The 17,042-nt window shown below is 71.1% G+C and carries 15 protein-coding genes; 12 read left to right on the top strand and 3 right to left on the bottom strand.

Annotated features, from left to right (window positions below; all coding sequences use genetic code 11):
- Positions 1–30: 30 nt before the first annotated feature.
- Positions 31–1,005, bottom strand: a complete 975-nt coding sequence (locus J8N05_RS33820; RefSeq protein WP_210889508.1) for an LLM class flavin-dependent oxidoreductase — start codon at positions 1,003–1,005, stop codon at positions 31–33.
- Positions 1,006–1,338: 333 nt separating this feature from the next.
- On the opposite strand from J8N05_RS33820, the gene ftsY reads away from it, so the two are divergent.
- Positions 1,339–2,520, top strand: coding sequence for a signal recognition particle-docking protein FtsY (gene ftsY, locus J8N05_RS33815; protein ID WP_210889506.1), 1,182 nt, complete (start codon positions 1,339–1,341; stop codon positions 2,518–2,520).
- A 182-nt stretch (positions 2,521–2,702) separates the two neighbouring features.
- On the opposite strand, the gene J8N05_RS33810 is transcribed toward ftsY, so the two are convergent.
- Complete coding sequence (locus J8N05_RS33810; RefSeq protein WP_210889504.1) at positions 2,703–3,356, bottom strand: bifunctional DNA primase/polymerase; 654 nt, start codon at positions 3,354–3,356, stop codon at positions 2,703–2,705.
- 459 nt (positions 3,357–3,815) lie between these two features.
- On the opposite strand from J8N05_RS33810, the gene nsdA reads away from it, so the two are divergent.
- The 5 genes from nsdA (at position 3,816) to ffh (ending at position 11,608) form a co-directional block, all read left to right on the top strand.
- Positions 3,816–5,300, top strand: coding sequence for a transcriptional repressor NsdA (gene nsdA / locus J8N05_RS33805; RefSeq protein ID WP_210889502.1), 1,485 nt, complete (start codon positions 3,816–3,818; stop codon positions 5,298–5,300).
- Between the two features lie 411 nt (positions 5,301–5,711).
- Positions 5,712–7,052 carry an ammonium transporter gene (locus J8N05_RS33800; RefSeq protein ID WP_210889500.1) on the top strand — a complete coding sequence of 447 codons (1,341 nt, stop codon included), beginning with the start codon at positions 5,712–5,714 and terminating at the stop codon, positions 7,050–7,052.
- Complete coding sequence (locus J8N05_RS33795) at positions 7,049–7,387, top strand: P-II family nitrogen regulator (RefSeq protein ID WP_055510557.1); 339 nt, start codon at positions 7,049–7,051, stop codon at positions 7,385–7,387. The genes J8N05_RS33800 and J8N05_RS33795 overlap by 4 nt, the downstream gene beginning before the upstream one ends.
- Positions 7,388–7,412: 25 nt before the next feature.
- Positions 7,413–9,866 carry a [protein-PII] uridylyltransferase gene (locus J8N05_RS33790; RefSeq protein ID WP_210889498.1) on the top strand — a complete coding sequence of 818 codons (2,454 nt, stop codon included), beginning with the start codon at positions 7,413–7,415 and terminating at the stop codon, positions 9,864–9,866.
- 185 nt (positions 9,867–10,051) lie between these two features.
- Entirely contained in the window at positions 10,052–11,608 is a 1,557-nt protein-coding gene (ffh, locus tag J8N05_RS33785; protein WP_210889497.1) for a signal recognition particle protein, read from the top strand.
- A 250-nt stretch (positions 11,609–11,858) separates the two neighbouring features.
- Here ffh and J8N05_RS33780 read toward each other — a convergent pair whose 3' ends face one another.
- On the bottom strand, positions 11,859–12,716 hold the full coding sequence (locus J8N05_RS33780; RefSeq protein WP_210889495.1) for an SAM-dependent methyltransferase: 858 nt from the start codon (positions 12,714–12,716) through the stop codon (positions 11,859–11,861).
- A 741-nt stretch (positions 12,717–13,457) separates the two neighbouring features.
- Here J8N05_RS33780 and J8N05_RS33775 point away from each other — a divergent pair.
- The 6 genes from J8N05_RS33775 (at position 13,458) to rplS (ending at position 17,029) form a co-directional block, all read left to right on the top strand.
- Entirely contained in the window at positions 13,458–14,054 is a 597-nt protein-coding gene (locus J8N05_RS33775; protein WP_107021810.1) for a hypothetical protein, read from the top strand.
- Between the two features lie 330 nt (positions 14,055–14,384).
- A complete protein-coding gene (rpsP, locus tag J8N05_RS33770) occupies positions 14,385–14,804 on the top strand; it encodes a 30S ribosomal protein S16 (RefSeq protein ID WP_107021809.1) in 420 nt (139 codons plus the stop codon).
- A gap of 2 nt (positions 14,805–14,806) precedes the next feature.
- Complete coding sequence (locus J8N05_RS33765) at positions 14,807–15,046, top strand: RNA-binding protein (protein ID WP_005479813.1); 240 nt, start codon at positions 14,807–14,809, stop codon at positions 15,044–15,046.
- Between the two features lie 105 nt (positions 15,047–15,151).
- The gene (rimM, locus tag J8N05_RS33760) at positions 15,152–15,721 is read left to right on the top strand and encodes a ribosome maturation factor RimM (protein ID WP_210889493.1); all 570 of its coding nucleotides are present in this window, start codon (positions 15,152–15,154) and stop codon (positions 15,719–15,721) included.
- On the top strand, positions 15,721–16,542 hold the full coding sequence (trmD, locus tag J8N05_RS33755; RefSeq protein ID WP_210889491.1) for a tRNA (guanosine(37)-N1)-methyltransferase TrmD: 822 nt from the start codon (positions 15,721–15,723) through the stop codon (positions 16,540–16,542). The genes rimM and trmD overlap by 1 nt, the downstream gene beginning before the upstream one ends.
- Before the next feature lie 136 nt (positions 16,543–16,678).
- Positions 16,679–17,029, top strand: a complete 351-nt coding sequence (gene rplS, locus J8N05_RS33750; protein ID WP_107021806.1) for a 50S ribosomal protein L19 — start codon at positions 16,679–16,681, stop codon at positions 17,027–17,029.
- The last annotated feature ends 13 nt before the right edge of the window (positions 17,030–17,042 follow it).

The following is a 17,042-nucleotide window of genomic DNA, read 5'->3' as shown; positions in this document are numbered from 1 at the left end:
TAAGAGGGCGTGCCGCCCCGGTTCCCGGGCCTACAGGGCCTTGAGCCGGGGCAGCACGTTCTCGCAGAACAGGTGCATGCTGCGCCACCCCTCGTCGACGGACATCCCGCCGGACAGCGGATGCAGTACGTAGCTGTCGAGGCCCAGCGCCAGACACTCCTCCGGCGTCACGATCCGGTAGACGCCCTCGGCGCGCAGCTCCTCCATCGTCGTGGCCGCCGACTTCACCGCCGAGCGGATGTCCGAGGACTGCCAGGAGGCGTACGTCCTGGCCTCGTGCAGGAAGTGCTCGCCGTGCTCGGCCCAGGCGCGGTCCGGGTCCTCGGCGAGGTGCAGCAGCGGGGTCACCGCCGCGGGCATCATGGTCCAGCCCTCGGTCCCGTACTCGACGAGCCGCTCCTTGTAGTACGCCTCGATGTCCGGCAGATGCGCGCTCGGGAAGAACGGCAGACCGAGCCGGGCCGCGCGCCGGGCCGCGGCCTTCGAGGAGCCGCCCACCAGCAGCAGGGGGTGCGGTTCCGAGAAGGGCCGCGGAGTGACCCGTACGGTACGGCCGCGGTACTCGAAGTCCTCGCCGGTCCACGCCTTCAGCAGGGTCTCCAGGAGCTCGTCCTGGAGGGCGCCGCGGCGCTTGTAGTCCACGTCGAACTGCGCGTACTCCTCGGGCCGGTAGCCGATGCCGGCGACCGTGACCAGGCGGCCGCCGCTGAGGAGGTCGAGCACGGCGATGTCCTCGGCCAGGCGCAGTGGGTCGTGCAGCGGGCCGATGATCGCGGAGACCGTGACCGCGATCTTCCTGGTCGCGCCGAAGACCGCGCCCGCGAAGGTGAACGGGGAGGGCAGCCAGTTGTTGGCCGCGCCGTGGTGTTCCTCGGTCTGGACCGTGGTCATGCCGCGGTCGTCGGCGTAGGCGGCCATCTCCAGTGCGGCCTTGTAGCGGGCGCTGAGGGAGGGGGGTGTGGCGGCGGGTTCGACGAGGTTGAAACGTACGACCGTTACGGGCATGGGAGTGTCCCCCTTCGCCGAGCGGGTGGGGTGCCGGTGGCTTCGGTGGGGGTGACGGTAGCTGACGGGTCGTCAGGTGGCCAGGGTTCTCGCCCCCGCCGCCCCTACCCGGTCCCGTCCACACATGGGGGCTGCGCCCCCTCGCCCCCCTTTGTCCTCAAACGCCGGACGGGCTGGAGGTGTCCGCCGGACCGGCGACACCTCCAGCCCGTCCGGCGTTTGAGGACCGGGGGTTCGGGGGCAGCGCCCCCGAGTACGTGACGGGAACGGGTAGGGGCGGCGGGGGCGAGGGACGGAGGGCCGGAGGGGGCGGTCGCGCATACTGGTGCCGTTATGGAAATCGTCATCCTTGCTGTAGTCATCGCCGTGGTCGTGATCGGCGCGCTCGGCGGCCTGATCGTCGGCAGCCGCCGGCGCAAACAGCTGCCCCCGCCGCCCCCCGCCGCCCCCGACATCACGGCACCGCCGGCCGAGCCGCACGTCGGCGACGAGGCCGAGACGCCGCGCGACGAACCGCGCCGCACGATAGAGGAGGTGGATCTTCCGGACGCCTCGGCGACCGCCCCTGCCGAGGTCGAGGTAGAGGTCCCGGAGCCGACCGCGGGTCGCCTGGTGCGGCTGCGCGCCCGGCTCTCCCGCTCGCAGAACGCGCTCGGCAAGGGGCTCCTCACGCTCCTCGCGCGCGAGCACCTCGACGACGACACCTGGGAGGAGATCGAGGACACGCTGCTCACCGCCGACGTCGGCGTGCAGCCCACCCAGGAGCTGGTCGAGCGGCTGCGCGAGCGCGTGAAGGTGCTCGGCACCCGCACGCCCGAGGAGCTGCGCGGCCTGCTGCGCGAGGAACTGCTCACGCTGCTGGTGCCCGACTTCGACCGCACGGTGCACACCGAGTCGCCGCTGGACACGCCCGGCATCGTGATGGTCGTCGGGGTCAACGGCACCGGCAAGACCACCACCACCGGCAAGCTCGCGCGCGTGCTGGTCGCCGACGGCAAGCACGTGCTGCTCGGCGCGGCCGACACCTTCCGGGCCGCCGCCGCCGACCAGCTGCAGACCTGGGGCGAGCGCGTCGGCGCCCGTACCGTACGCGGTCCCGAGGGCGGTGACCCCGCCTCGATCGCCTTCGACGCGGTCAAGGAGGGCATCCAGGAGGGTGCCGACGTCGTACTGATCGACACGGCCGGCCGGCTGCACACCAAGACCGGCCTGATGGACGAGCTCGGCAAGGTCAAGCGCGTCGTCGAGAAGCACGCCCCGCTCGACGAGGTGCTGCTCGTCCTGGACGCCACCACCGGTCAGAACGGTTTGGTGCAGGCCCGCGTCTTCGCCGAGGTCGTCAACATCACCGGCATCGTCCTGACCAAGCTCGACGGCACGGCCAAGGGCGGCATCGTCATCGCCGTCCAGCGCGAGCTGGGCGTCCCCGTCAAGCTCATCGGTCTGGGCGAGGGCGCGGACGACCTGGCCCCGTTCGAGCCGGAAGCGTTCGTGGATGCCCTTATCGGAGAGTGAGAACGCGTACCGCCCGTACGCGCGTGATGAAGGGCCCCGCTCCATGGTGCAGATGGAGTGGGGCCCTTCCGTATCGGCAGGCCTCTGTCGAGGAAGCCTGTGCCGACAGCTCTGTACGGCCGAGGTCGTGCGGCCCGGCCTGTGCGGCCTGGTCTGTGTGGTCCGGTTTTTGCGGTCCGGTTCTATGCGCGGGAGCGGTGTGCCACGTACGCCAGCGTTCCCAGCAGCAGGCGCGCGGCCGGTGGCTTCGTCGCCGAGTCGAGCGCGGGGGAGCGGAGCCAGCGCACCGGGCCGAGGCCGCCGCGGTCGGAGGGCGGCGCCGTGATGTACGTACCTGCCCCCAGGCCGTGCAGGTCGAGCGTGGCGTCGTCCCAGCCCATGCGGTAGAGCAGCTGGGGCAGTTCGGCCGCGGCGCCGGGTGCGACGAAGAAGTGGGCGCGGCCCTCGGGGGTGACGGTCACGGGGCCCAGCGGAAGACCCATCCGTTCGAGCCGGACCAGCGCCCGGCGGCCCGCGGACTCGGCGACCTCGATGATGTCGAAGGCGCGGCCCACGGGGAGCATCACCGCGGCCCCGGGGAACTCGCCCCAGGCCTCCGTCACCTCGTCCAGTGTGGCCCGCGCCGGGACGACGGGCGCGAAGTCCAGGGGGTGCGCGCCGCGCCGGGAGCAGTCCGCGAGGCCGCACGAGCAGGCGCCCGCGGCCGTCCGGGCGCCGGGCACCACGTCCCAGCCCCACAGTCCGGTGAACTCGGCCACGGCCGTGCACTCCGAGGAGCGGCCGCGGCGACGCGAGCCGGACCGAATTTCGCGGATGCCGCCGATCGTGAAACCCATGCCCCCTCCAACGGGTCCAGCGTGTCCGTGGTTACGTCACGGAATCGAGTCGTGACTCTCAGTTGTCGTCCGTACTCTGAGTTCCCCTCCGCACGCGGTTCGAATGCGGCGCCCGGTTGTGTCGCGGGTGGTGCGCACGGCTTCGCGCGCCCCGGTGAGCATCGTTGCGCCCACTTCCGGCCGTCATGTGTCAAGTGAATCGCGTGGCGGCCACCGCGAGTTCATTCGAAGGGGTGGCGAATGGTGGCGTTTCCGGGATCGCCATGGCTGGAGCGGTGATCGTAGGATTACTGTGAGTGCACAGGTCCTGGGGACGCATGCACTCGTGGGTATGCCGGAGGCAACTCGGCTTTCCGTTCGATGGGTGAGAACAGCCGGACGGGCGGCCCTGTTTACCGGCATTCTGGTAGGGCTTGGCGCATACAGCGCGCAAGTGGGTTCAGGGATGGGGGCGTTCCAGTGGGCGGCAACGGCGGAAGCGGGACGACCGCGACTGGCACGGAGAAACGCCCCAATGAGCTGTTGGGCTCCTGGTTCGTGCGCAGCGGCTGGTCCAAGGGCGAGCTGGCGCGCCAGGTCAACCGCAGGGCACGCCAGTTGGGAGCCAACCACATCTCGACGGACACCTCGCGCGTCCGCCGCTGGCTCGACGGGGAGAATCCGCGCGAGCCGATCCCGCGCATCCTCTCCGAGCTGTTCTCCGAGCGCTTCGGCTGCGTCGTCGCCGTCGAGGACCTGGGCCTGCGCGCCGCCCACCGGTCACCGTCCGTGTCGGGCGTCGATCTGCCCTGGACCGGCCCGCAGACGGTAGCCCTGATCAGCGAGTTCTCCCGCAGCGACCTGATGCTGGCGCGCCGCGGCTTCCTCGGCACGTCCCTCGCCCTGTCCGCGGGACCCACGCTCATCGAGCCCATGCAGCGCTGGCTGGTGCCCAGCCCCACCACGCCCCGCGCGGAGCCCGCCCCCTCCGCCGCCGCGCGCCGCCCCGGCCGGCTCTCCCAGCCCGAGCTGGACCTCCTGGAGTCCACCACCGTCATGTTCCGCCAGTGGGACGCCCAGTGCGGCGGCGGTCTGCGCCGCAAGGCGGTCGTCGGTCAGTTGCACGAGGTGACCGACCTCCTCCAGGAGCCCCAGTCCGAGGCCACCACCAGGCGGCTGTTCAAGGTCGCCGCCGAACTGGCCGAGCTGGCCGGCTGGATGAGCTACGACGTGGGACTCCAGCCCACCGCCCAGAAGTACTTCGTCCTCGCCCTGCACGCCGCCAAGGAGGCCGCCGACCGGCCGCTCGGCTCGTACATTCTCTCCAGCATGAGCCGCCAGATGATCCACCTGGGACGGCCCGACGACGCGCTGGAACTGATCCACCTCGCGCAGTACGGAAGCCGGGACTGCGCGAGTCCTCGTACGCAGTCCATGCTGTATGCGATGGAGGCCCGCGCCTACGCCAACATGGGGCAGCCCGGGAAGTGCAAGCGGGCCGTCCGAATGGCGGAGGACACCTTCGAGGACGCCCAGGAGTTCGACGAGCCCGAGGCCGACTGGATCCGCTTCTTCTCCGAGGCCGAGCTGCACGGCGAGAACAGCCACTCCTTCCGCGACCTCGCCTACGTCGCCGGCCGCAGTCCCGCGTACGCGTCGCTGGCCGAGCCCGTCATGCAGAAGGCCGTCGACCTCTTCGAGAAGGACGCCGAACACCAGCGTTCATACGCCCTCAACCTCGTCGGAATGGGCACGGTCCACCTCCTGCGGCGGGAACCGGAGCAGAGCACGGTCCTGGTGCGCAAAGCCCTCACGATCGCCAAGAAGGTGCGCTCGGAGCGGGTCAACACTCGTATCCGAAAAACGGTCGACACGGCCGTACGCGACTTCGGGGACCTCGCCGCCGTCATCGATCTGACCGATCAGCTGGCCATCGACCTGCCCGAGACCGCCGAGGCGGTCTGACCCCCAGTACGCCGGCCGCGACCACCGTCCATAACAGCCCGACTCGGCTCCCCCATGCCAGGTCATCGGACGGAGGCCGCGGCCGGTCCGGCTTGTGCGGCCGCGCAGGGCGCCCGCTCCCGCCCGAGTGGCAGGTGGCCGGGAGGGGTGCTTGATTGATGGCTGAGGCCGCGACCGGTGACGGCTGAGGTCACGTCCGCCGAAGGTTGCGCCACGATAACGATCGGGACCGCCGCAATCCGGCGGTTCATCGACGCGTAACACGCACGTTCTCTTCGTCACCCGGGCGAAACATGCAGGGGCTCCGGTCGAAACGGCGCTGCGCCAATCTCTGGCACATAACCGGCCCACCCCTCACAACCGCTCATGGCTTCGCCCGCACGGGGCCGTACCAACGACGAGGAGACGCCGATGGCACCAGCCATCACGCTTGCCGCAGACGCTCCCACGCTGTCTGCCGCCAACACCGGATTCATGCTCATCTGTTCCGCCCTGGTGCTGATCATGACTCCCGGACTCGCCTTCTTCTACGGAGGCATGGTCAGGGTCAAGAGCACCTTGAACATGCTGATGATGAGCTTCATCAGCATGGGGATCATCACGATCCTGTGGGTCCTCTACGGCTTCTCGCTCGCCTTCGGTACCGACTCGGGCAGCGTCATCGGCTGGTCCTCGGACTTCGTCGGCCTCAGCGGCATCGGGAAGATGGAGCTCTGGGACGGTTACACCATCCCGATCTACGTCTTCGCCGTCTTCCAGCTGATGTTCGCGATCATCACGCCCGCCCTGATAAGCGGCGCCCTCGCGGACCGCGTGAAGTTCACCGCCTGGTCCCTGTTCATCGCCCTGTGGGCCACGGTCGTGTACTTCCCGGTCGCCCACTGGGTCTGGGGCACCGGCGGCTGGGCCTTCGAGCTCGGCGTCATCGACTTCGCCGGTGGTACGGCGGTCCACATCAACGCGGGTGCCGCGGCGCTCGGTGTGATCCTCGTGATCGGCAAGCGCGTCGGGTTCAAGAAGGACCCGATGCGCCCGCACAGCCTCCCGCTGGTGATGCTCGGCGCCGGTCTGCTGTGGTTCGGCTGGTTCGGCTTCAACGCCGGCTCCTGGCTCGGCAACGACGACGGCGTCGGCGCGCTGATGTTCGTCAACACGCAGGTCGCCACCGCCGCTGCCATGCTCGCCTGGCTCGCCTACGAGAAGATCCGCCACGGCGCGTTCACCACCCTCGGCGCCGCCTCCGGCGCGGTCGCCGGTCTGGTCGCGATCACCCCGTCCGGCGGTGCGATCTCCCCGCTCGGCGCGATCGCGGTCGGTGCCATCGCCGGTGTGCTCTGCGCCATGGCCGTCGGCCTCAAGTACAAGTTCGGCTACGACGACTCGCTCGACGTCGTCGGCGTCCACCTCGTCGGCGGTGTCGCCGGCTCCCTGCTGATCGGCTTCTTCGCCACCGGCGGCGGCCAGTCCGACGTCGCGGGCCTCTTCTACGGCGGTGGCCTCGACCAGTTCTGGAAGCAGTGCGCCGGTGTCTTCGGTGTCCTCGCCTACTCCCTCGTGGCCTCCGCGGTACTCGCCTTCCTGATCGACAAGACGATCGGGATGCGCGTTCCCGAGGACGACGAGATCGCGGGCATCGACCAGGCCGAGCACGCCGAGACCGCATACGACTTCAGCGGTGCCGGCGGCGGCTCCGCACGTACCGCGGCCGCGGGTCCGGTCGCCGAACCCGCGAGCAAGAAGGTGGACGCATGAAGCTCATCACCGCCGTCGTCAAGCCCCACCGGCTCGACGAGATCAAGGAGGCCCTCCAGGCCTTCGGCGTCCACGGCCTCACGGTCACCGAGGCGAGCGGTTACGGTCGTCAGCGGGGCCACACCGAGGTCTACCGCGGTGCCGAGTACACCGTCGACCTCGTTCCCAAGATCCGTATCGAGGTGCTGGTCGAGGACGACGACGCCGAGCAGCTGCTCGACGTCATCGTGAAGGCGGCCCGTACCGGCAAGATCGGGGACGGCAAGGTCTGGTCCGTCCCGGTCGAGACGGCGGTCCGGGTCCGGACCGGCGAGCGCGGACCCGACGCGCTGTAGTCAGCAGACGAACAGGAGCCACTGGGTGACGAGTACGGACATGCGTACAGAAGCAGAGGACTCGGGACCCAGCGGCTACGCGGCGGCCCGGCTGCGCCTCCTCCAGGAGGGGGCGCGGTCCGGGCCGCCGCGCCGTTCGGCCCTCGCCGAACTGACCGACGACTGGCTCACCGGCCTGTTCGACGCGGGCGCCGAGAAACTGCGCGGCGTCTCGCTCGTCGCCGTCGGCGGCTACGGCCGCGGCGAACTCTCCCCGCGCAGCGACCTCGACCTGCTGCTCCTGCACGACGGCGGCGCCGACTCGGGCGCGATCGCCTCCCTCGCCGACCGCATCTGGTACCCGATCTGGGACCTCGGCCTCGACCTCGACCACTCCGTCCGCACCCCCGCCGAAGCGCGGAGGACGGCGGGCGAGGACCTCAAGGTGCAGCTCGGGCTGCTCGACGCCCGCCACATCGCCGGCGACCTCGGCCTCACGGCCGGCCTGCGTACGGCCGTCCTCGCCGACTGGCGGAACCAAGCGCCCAAACGCCTCCCCGAACTCCAGGAACTGTGCGCCGAGCGCGCCGAGCGCCAGGGCGAACTGCAGTACCTCCTCGAACCCGACCTCAAGGAGGCCCGCGGCGGCCTGCGCGACGCCACCGCACTGCGCGCCGTCGCCGCCTCCTGGCTCGCCGACGCCCCGCGCGAGGGCCTCGCCGACGCCCGCAAGAGCCTCCTCGACGTCCGAGACGCCCTGCACCTCGCCACCGGCCGTGCCACCGACCGCCTCGCCCTCCAGGAACAGGACCAGGTCGCCGCGGAACTCGGCCTGCTGGACGCCGACACCCTGCTCCGCCAGGTGTACGAGGCCGCCCGCGTCGTCTCGTACGCCAGTGATGTCACCTGGCGCGAGGTGGGGCGCGTGCTGCGGTCGCGCGCCGTGCGTCCGCGGCTGCGCGCCATGCTGGGCGGCGGCAAGCCCGCTCCCGAACGCTCCCCGCTGGCCGAGGGCGTCGTCGAGCAGGACGGCGAGGTCGTCCTCGCGCGGGCAGCCCGCCCCGACCGCGACCCCGTACTGCCGCTGCGCGCCGCCGCCGCTGCCGCTCAGGCGGGCCTGCCGCTCTCGCTGCACGCGGTCCGCCGGATGGCCGCCGCGGCCCGTCCGCTGCCCACACCGTGGCCCGCCGAGGCCCGCCAGCAGCTCATCACCCTCCTCGGCTCCGGCCCCTCGACCATCGAGGTCTGGGAGGCACTGGAGGCGGAGGGACTGATCACCCGGCTGCTCCCCGACTGGGAGCGCGTGCGCTGCCGGCCGCAGCGCAACGCTGTCCACATCTGGACCGTCGACCGGCATCTGATCGAGACGGCGGTGCGCGCCGCCGAGTTCACCCGCCGGGTGCACCGCCCCGACCTCCTCCTGGTCGCGGCCCTGCTGCACGACATCGGCAAGGGCTGGCCCGGCGACCACTCCGTGGCCGGCGAGATCATCGCCCGGGACGTGGCGGCCCGCATCGGCTTCGACCGCACGGACGTGGCCACGCTCGCCACGCTCGTACGCCACCATCTGCTCCTCGTCGAGACGGCTACCAGACGCGACCTGGAGGACCCGGCGACCGTCAGCTCCGTCGCCGAGGCCGTCGGCTCGCAGGGCACGCTGGAACTCCTGCACGCGCTCACCGAGGCGGACGCGCTGGCCACAGGACCCGCCGCCTGGTCCTCCTGGCGCGCCTCCCTCGTCGCGGACCTGGTGAAGCGGGTCTCCGCCGCGCTCGCCGGGGACGAGCCCGAGGAGCCCGAGGCCGCGGCGCCCACCGCCGAACAGGAACGGCTCGCCATCGAGGCGTTCCGCACCGGCGGTCCCGTGCTCGCGCTGCGGGCCCAGACCGAACCACCTGCCGAGGAGCCCGCCGAGGACCGGGATCCCGAGCCCCTCGGTGTGGAACTGGTCATCGCGGTACCGGACCAGAAGGGCGTCCTGCCCGCCGTGGCGGGCGTCCTCGCCATGCACCGGCTCACCGTGCGGACGGCGGAACTGCGGGCCCTGGAGCTGCCCGACGGCGTCTCCGGCTCCGTCCTGCTGCTCGACTGGCGGGTCGCCGCCGAGTACGGGTCCCTGCCGCAGGCGGCCCGGCTGCGCGCCGATCTCGTACGCGCCCTCGACGGGTCCCTCGACATCGCCGGGCGCCTGGCCGAGCGGGACGCCGCCTATCCGCGCCGGCGGGGCATCGTGGCGCCGCCGGCCCGGGTGAGCGTGGCCTCCGCCGCGTCCCGGCACGCCACGGTCATCGAGGTGCGTGCCCATGACGCCCCGGGGCTGCTGCACCGGATCGGACGTGCCCTGGAGAGCGCGCAGGTACGGGTGCGCAGCGCGCATGTGTCCACGCTGGGCGCCAACGCGGTGGACGCGTTCTATGTGACCGGGCCCGAGGGGGTGCCGTTGCCGGGGGATCAGGCGGCTTCGCTCGCGCGGGCGCTGGAGGACACGTTGCGGGAGTAGATGTCCCACGGGGACCGGGCCGTTCTCTGTCCGCGGGTCCGCTGTGGCCGGACGCGCCCCTCACGGGGCGCCCCGGTGCGCGGCCGAAGCCCGTGACGACGGGGTGGAGACCCTTTCTGGCGCGGGCAGATACTCTGGAGGGCGGACCTGCCCCCCTGCCCCCTACTTGAGGATTCGCGACCGCCGTGTTCGACACTCTCTCCGATCGCCTCGCAGCGACATTCAAGAACCTTCGCGGCAAGGGGCGCCTGTCCGAGGCGGACATCGACGCCACCGCGCGCGAGATCCGTATCGCCCTGCTGGAGGCGGATGTCGCGCTGCCGGTCGTCCGGGCCTTCATCAAGCAGGTCAAGGAGAGGGCCGTCGGGGCCGAGGTCTCGCAGGCCCTCAACCCCGCCCAGCAGGTCATCAAGATCGTCAACGAGGAGCTCGTCGGCATCCTCGGCGGCGAGACCCGCCGGCTGCGCTTCGCCAAGCAGCCGCCGACCGTGATCATGCTCGCGGGTCTGCAGGGTGCCGGTAAGACCACGCTCGCCGGAAAGCTCGGCAAGTGGCTGCAGGGCCAGGGACACGCTCCGCTGCTGGTCGCGTGCGACCTCCAGCGTCCGAACGCGGTGAACCAGCTGAGCGTCGTCGGCGAGCGCGCGGGCGTCGGCGTCTACGCGCCCCAGCCGGGCAACGGCGTCGGCGACCCGGTCCAGGTGGCCAAGGACTCCGTCGAGTACGCGAAGCAGAAGCAGCACGACGTCGTCATCGTCGACACCGCGGGCCGCCTCGGCATCGACGCCGAGCTGATGCAGCAGGCCGCCGACATCCGTGACGCGGTCTCGCCGGACGAGATCCTCTTCGTCGTCGACGCGATGGTCGGCCAGGACGCGGTCAACACCGCGGAGGCCTTCCGCGACGGTGTCGGCTTCGACGGCGTGGTCCTCTCCAAGCTCGACGGCGACGCCCGTGGTGGTGCCGCGCTCTCCATCGCGCACGTCACCGGCCGCCAGATCATGTTCGCCTCCAACGGCGAGAAGCTGGACGACTTCGACGCGTTCCACCCGGACCGCATGGCGTCCCGCATCCTCGGCATGGGCGACATGCTCACGCTGATCGAGAAGGCCGAGCAGACCTTCTCGCAGCAGGAGGCCGAGGCCATGGCCTCGAAGCTGGCCTCCAAGAAGGGCGCGGACTTCACGCTCGACGACTTCCTGGCCCAGATGGAGCAGGTCAGGAAGATGGGCTCCATCTCCAAGCTGCTCGGCATGCTGCCCGGCATGGGCCAGATCAAGGACCAGATCAGCAACCTCGACGAGCGTGACGTCGACCGTACGGCCGCGATCATCAAGTCGATGACCCCGGCCGAGCGCCAGGACGCGACGATCATCAACGGCTCGCGGCGCGCCCGTATCGCCAAGGGTTCCGGTGTCGAGGTCAGCGCGGTCAAGGGCCTGGTCGAGCGGTTCTTCGAGGCCCGCAAGATGATGTCCCGCATGGCCCAGGGCGGTGGCATGCCGGGGATGCCCGGGATGCCGGGCATGGGCGGCGGGGCCGGCCGGACGAAGAAGCAGCCCAAGAAGAGCAAGGGCAAGCAGCGCTCCGGGAACCCGATGAAGCGCAAGCAGCAGGAGGAAGAGGCTGCGGCTCGGCGTGAGGCTGGGCAGCAGGCGGGGGGTGCGCTGGGTCTGCCGGGCGCCCAGCAGCAGCCGCAGAACTTCGAACTTCCCGACGAGTTCAAGAAGTTCATGGGCTGAGGACTTTTCCCGCCCCCGCCGCCCCTACCCGTTCCCGTCACTGCATGGGGGCTGCGCCCCCTCGCCCCCCATTTGCGCAGTTCCCCGCGCCCCTGAAGGGCTCAGGGGCGCGGGGAACTGCGCGGCCCGCCCCCACCGGACCCGCGCACAAGATCCTTCAGCCCGTCCGGCGTTTGAGGACCGGGGGTTCGGGGGCAGCGCCCCTGAGTCAGTGACGGGAAGGGTAGGGGCGGCGGGGGCGAGAGACGTCTCAGGCCGTCCGGGCCACCAGGTAGCGGAAGACGTTCGGCATCCACACCGTCCCGTCCCGCCGTTTGTACGGATGCAGAGCCTCCCGCACCTCCTTGTCGACCTGGTCGGGATCCGTGGCGGCGACGGCAGCGTCGAAGAGCCCCGTGGACAGCAGCCCACGTACCGCGTTGTCCACGTCCGCGTACCCGAAGGGGCACGCGACCCGCCCGGACCCGTCGGGCCGCAGGCCGGCCCGCTGGGCGACCTCCTCCAGGTCGTCCCGGAGGGCCGGGCGCCAACTGCCCGTACCGCGCAGCGGATCCGCCAGCTTCGCGGCCACCCGCAGCACCGAGGACGTGGCACACCGCTCCGGAGGCCCCCAGCCCGCGAGCACCACGGGAACCCCTCGGCCGACGTGCGGACCCGCCGCCGTCAGTGCCTCGGTGAGCCCTTCGGAGTCACCGGCCACACACCCGACCGGCTCGAAAGCGGTCACCAGGTTGTACGCCGCCGACGCCGCGTCGTCGATGTCCGCGGGCTCCTTGTCCGTCAGCCGCGCGCCGGCACGCGCACGCGTGCCCCGTGCCTCGGGGAGCAGCCGCTCCCGCGCGAGAGCCAGCCGCTCCGGCGCGTGGGCCTGCAGACCGGTGACCGACGCGCCCCGCGCCGCGGCCATCAGCAGCGCCAGGCCGGACCCGCAGCCGAGCCCCAACAGCCTGGTCGAGGAGCCCACTTCGAGTCGCTCGTAGACGGCCTCGTAGAGCGGTACGAGCATCCGCTCTTGAATCTCGGCCCAGTCACGCGCGCGTGCCCACTGATCAACCTGGGGCGAAGCCCCCGAGTGAGGTAGGTGCTGCCGCACGAGCGTAGGTGTCATCGAATGTGCCCCAATCCGCCGAGAGTTGCGTTTGTGCCCCGTTCGTACACCCCCGTGCAGTGCGCTCGCACTCCCCCCGTATGCCAGGAAACTCCGCGCTCGTCGTGGCGTCCAGGGGTTGCGGAGCCCGGTTTGCGTACCATCGGCGCGCGCCGCGAGAATTCACATACCGGCAACATGTGCGCCCACCGTTCCTCGCCGATCAGTGGGCGGAGGCCGGCCGTCGCGGACGCGCCCGCGCGGTGGGTGGCCTGTTCGTGCCGTACGGCGATGACGGTGGGTTGCGGGCCTGTCGCCCTGCCCGGCCCCCGCCGGCCGTGGTTCCCGCCCCCGGGGTGACGAGGCGGTTCCGGCCAAGGTCCACGAACCCGTCGACCGGCCGCCGCGCGGGACCGTACGGTGTCTGGTGGCCGGGGACGGGCCGGTGCCCCGCGCCGATGACGCACCCGGTAACGTCGCCGTCGTGGCCCGCGTCGACCGGGCCCCGGCATTCCGCCGCGAGAAGGACCGAAACGCCTCTTGCGCATCCGCCGACCCCAGGTGCCCCGGTGCGCGGACAGCGTCTACTGGCCCGGACGTACACGTCACTACGTACCGGCTGGGTGTGAACTGTGAGGCTTCTCCGCAGATCAGCGCACCCGCCCTCGTCAGGACGCATCAGCGGCAACTGACGGGTACGTGCAAAATATTTGGGATGCCCCGGAATAGGAACACAGAGGCACCTCGGCTCGTTGTCATTACGTGAGCACGACACCACCTGTTCTCGCCGCAGAGCTGGCAGGGGCGTGGGCCGACATTCAGCGGCACCACCCCGAGCTGCCCGATCTTGCCGCGCCAGAGTCCCTGATCGGGGAGTCGTCGTCCGCCTGCGGACACGAACTCTCCTTCGAACGACTGCTTCACGAAGCAGTCCACGGCATCGCCGCCGCCCGAGGTGTCCGCGACACCTCCCGCGCCGGCCGGTACCACAACCGCAGATTCCTCGCGATCGCCGAGGAGTTGGGACTGGACCACCCCGAGGAACCGCATCCCAGCAGCGGCTTCTCCCTGGTCACGCTCAACCCCGAGGCGAAGCGGCGCTACCGCCCGACGATCGAGCGGCTGCAGCGCGCCCTCAAGGCGCACACGGTCGCGACCGCCGCCGACACGGCCCGCAGCTTCCGCGGCCCGGCCGCCCGGCACGGCTCCTCCGGAGGGGGCGTGCGCGTGAAGGCGGTCTGCGACTGCGGACGCAACGTCCGCGTCGTCCCGTCGGTCCTCGCGCAGGCGCCGATCGTGTGCGGAGGGTGCGGGAAGCCGTTCCGCATCCCGGAGGTGGTCGGCGCCGCAGCGGGCTGAGCGGACGGCCGACGCAGCGGCGGGGGAGTCGTCCCGCCGGGGTGGTGCGGGAGAGCGCGGCGGCATTTCGTGGATGCCGGCTCGTGCGACGGCCCACCTCGACGGCGACACCCGTCACCGGGCCCGGCGGTGCCGCGGGCCGGCCCGGTGCTGCCCCGACCGCCCCGGTCGAGGCGCCCTTCGGGGTGTGGCAGAATGGTCAGCTGTACTCGCAGCCGCACAGGACCCCTCTCTCCTCCGGCTGACGCGTCCATCGGGCACTCGGGTACCGCAACCCCACGCGGCAATCTCGCCGTGCCCACCCCGTCAAGACCAGGAGACACCACTTCCGTGGCAGTCAAGATCAAGCTGAAGCGTCTGGGCAAGATCCGCGCGCCTCACTACCGCATCGTCGTCGCCGACTCCCGTACCCGCCGTGACGGCAGGGCCATCGAGGAGATCGGCCTGTACCACCCGGTGCAGAACCCGTCGCGCATCGAGGTCGACTCCGAGCGTGCGCAGTACTGGCTGGGTGTCGGCGCGCAGCCGACCGAGCCCGTGCTCGCCATTCTCAAGCTGACCGGCGACTGGCAGAAGCACAAGGGCCTGCCGGCCCCGGCGCCGCTGCTCGTCGCCGAGCCGAAGGCCGCGCGCCCGTTGTTCGACGCCCTCGGCGGCGACGACGACAGCAAGGGCGAGGCCATCACGCAGAAGAAGAAGGCTGAGAAGAAGGACGAGGCTGCCGCCGAGTCCGCGTCGACCGAGGCCTGAGCATGCTTGAGGAGGCTCTTGAGCACCTCGTGAAGGGCATCGTCGACAACCCGGACGACGTGCAGGTCGCCTCGCGCGACCTGCGCCGCGGGCGCGTTCTTGAGGTCAGGGTTCACCCCGACGACCTCGGGAAGGTGATCGGCCGCAACGGCCGCACCGCGCGCGCCCTGCGTACCGTCGTGGGCGCCATCGGCGGCCGCGGTGTCCGCGTCGACCTCGTCGACGTGGATCACGTCCGCTGACGTAATTCGCAGCACCGGCTCGGGCCGGGGAGGGCCTCAGGGCCGTCCCCGGCCCGTAGTCGTCCACGCGGGGCAACCGTGGACACACGACAGGAGATCAAGCAAGTGCAGCTGGTAGTCGCGCGGGTGGGCCGCGCCCATGGCATCAAGGGCGAGGTCACCGTCGAGGTGCGCACCGACGAGCCGGAGTTGCGGCTCGCGCCCGGTGCCGTCCTGGCCACGGACCCCGCCTCGGCCGGTCCGCTGACCATCGAGACGGGACGGGTGCACAGCGGCCGCCTCCTGCTGCGTTTCGCGGGGGTGCGCGACCGCAACGGCGCCGAGGCGCTGCGCAACACCCTGCTGATCGCCGACGTCGACCCGGACGAGGCGCCCGAGGACCCGGACGAGTACTACGACCACCAGCTCATGGACCTGGACGTCGTCCTAAAGGACGGCACCGAGGTGGGGCGGCTCACCGAGATCTCGCACCTGCCCTCCCAGGACCTCTTCGTGGTCGAGCGGCCGGACGGCACCGAGGTGCTGATCCCGTTCGTCGAGGAGATCGTCGTCGAGATCGACCTGGAGAAGCAGCGAGCCGTCATCGACCCGCCGCCCGGCCTGATCGACGACCGCGCGGAGACCGCCTCCTCCAGGGACGCGGACACCGACACCTCCGGTGGGGCCGACGCCTGATGCGGCTCGACGTCCTCACGATCTTCCCCGAGTACCTGGACCCCCTGAACGTCTCCCTCGTGGGCAAGGCACGCGCGCGTGGACAGCTGAATGTGCACGTGCATGATCTGCGGGAGTGGACCTACGACCGGCACAACACGGTCGACGACACCCCCTACGGCGGCGGCCCCGGCATGGTCATGAAGACCGGGCCCTGGGGCGACGCACTGGACTCCGTCCTCGCCGACGGCTACGAGACTGGCTCCCAGGGGCCCGTCCTGGTCGTCCCCACGCCCAGCGGACGGCCCTTCACCCAGGAACTCGCCGTCGAGCTCTCCGAGCGCCCCTGGCTGGTCTTCACCCCCGCCCGCTACGAGGGCATCGACCGCCGCGTCATCGACGAGTACGCGACCCGCATGCCCGTGTACGAGGTGTCCATCGGCGACTACGTGCTGGCCGGCGGCGAGGCGGCCGTCCTGGTCGTCACGGAGGCCGTGGCCCGGCTGCTGCCCGGCGTCCTCGGCAACGCCGAGTCGCACCGGGACGACTCGTTCGCGCCGGGAGCCATGGCGAACCTCCTGGAGGGGCCGGTCTACACGAAGCCGCCCCAGTGGCGCGGCCGGGAGATCCCGGACGTGCTGGTCAGCGGCCATCACGGCAGGATCGCCCGCTGGCGCCGGGACGAGGCACTGCGGCGCACCACCGCCAACAGGCCGGACCTCATCGAGCGCTGCGACCCCGCCGCCTTCGACAAGAAGGACCGCGAAATGCTCTCGATCCTGGGCTGGCAGCCCGGGCCCGACGGCCGATTTGGGCGCAGGCCCGACACCGTGGAAGAATAGGCCGCTGCTGTACGTCGTCCGGCGTGCGCCCCTGCCACAGGGGGACACGACGCCCGCCCCGACGAGAACAGCCCACCTTCTGGAAACACCGACTTCCGTCGATGACCTGTGGCATCGGCGAAGAAAGCAGACGATCATGTCCAACCTGCTCGCGTCCGTCGATGCAGCGTCGCTGCGCAGCGACGTCCCGGCCTTCCGCCCGGGTGACACCGTCAACGTCCACGTGCGCGTCATCGAGGGCAACCGCTCCCGTGTGCAGCAGTTCAAGGGTGTAGTCATCCGCCGCCAGGGCGCCGGTGTCCGTGAGACCTTCACGGTCCGCAAGGTCTCCTTCTCCGTCGGCGTCGAGCGCACCTTCCCCGTGCACACCCCGATCGTCGAGAAGATCGAGCTCGTCAGCCGCGGCGCCGTGCGTCGCGCGAAGCTCTACTACCTCCGTGAGCTGCGCGGCAAGGCCGCGAAGATCAAGGAGAAGCGCGACAACTGAGCTCACTCCGGGT

This window comes from Streptomyces liliiviolaceus, from assembly GCF_018070025.1.
Classification (GTDB): Bacteria; Actinomycetota; Actinomycetes; order Streptomycetales; family Streptomycetaceae; genus Streptomyces; species Streptomyces liliiviolaceus.
Note: the sequence above shows the minus strand (reverse complement) of the source record. Positions and strands in the feature narration are given on the sequence as shown.

What these genes read in the sequence shown, in the direction of transcription:
- J8N05_RS33820 (WP_210889508.1), bottom strand. Translation starts at nt 1,005, where the DNA reads ATGCCCGTAACGGTCGTACGTTTCAACCTCGTCGAACCCGCCGCCACA.
- ftsY (WP_210889506.1), top strand. Translation starts at nt 1,339, where the DNA reads ATGGAAATCGTCATCCTTGCTGTAGTCATCGCCGTGGTCGTGATCGGC.
- J8N05_RS33810 (WP_210889504.1), bottom strand. Translation starts at nt 3,356, where the DNA reads ATGGGTTTCACGATCGGCGGCATCCGCGAAATTCGGTCCGGCTCGCGT.
- J8N05_RS33800 (WP_210889500.1), top strand. Translation starts at nt 5,712, where the DNA reads ATGGCACCAGCCATCACGCTTGCCGCAGACGCTCCCACGCTGTCTGCC.
- J8N05_RS33795 (WP_055510557.1), top strand. Translation starts at nt 7,049, where the DNA reads ATGAAGCTCATCACCGCCGTCGTCAAGCCCCACCGGCTCGACGAGATC.
- J8N05_RS33780 (WP_210889495.1), bottom strand. Translation starts at nt 12,716, where the DNA reads ATGACACCTACGCTCGTGCGGCAGCACCTACCTCACTCGGGGGCTTCG.
- J8N05_RS33765 (WP_005479813.1), top strand. Translation starts at nt 14,807, where the DNA reads ATGCTTGAGGAGGCTCTTGAGCACCTCGTGAAGGGCATCGTCGACAAC.
- trmD (WP_210889491.1), top strand. Translation starts at nt 15,721, where the DNA reads ATGCGGCTCGACGTCCTCACGATCTTCCCCGAGTACCTGGACCCCCTG.
- rplS (WP_107021806.1), top strand. Translation starts at nt 16,679, where the DNA reads ATGTCCAACCTGCTCGCGTCCGTCGATGCAGCGTCGCTGCGCAGCGAC.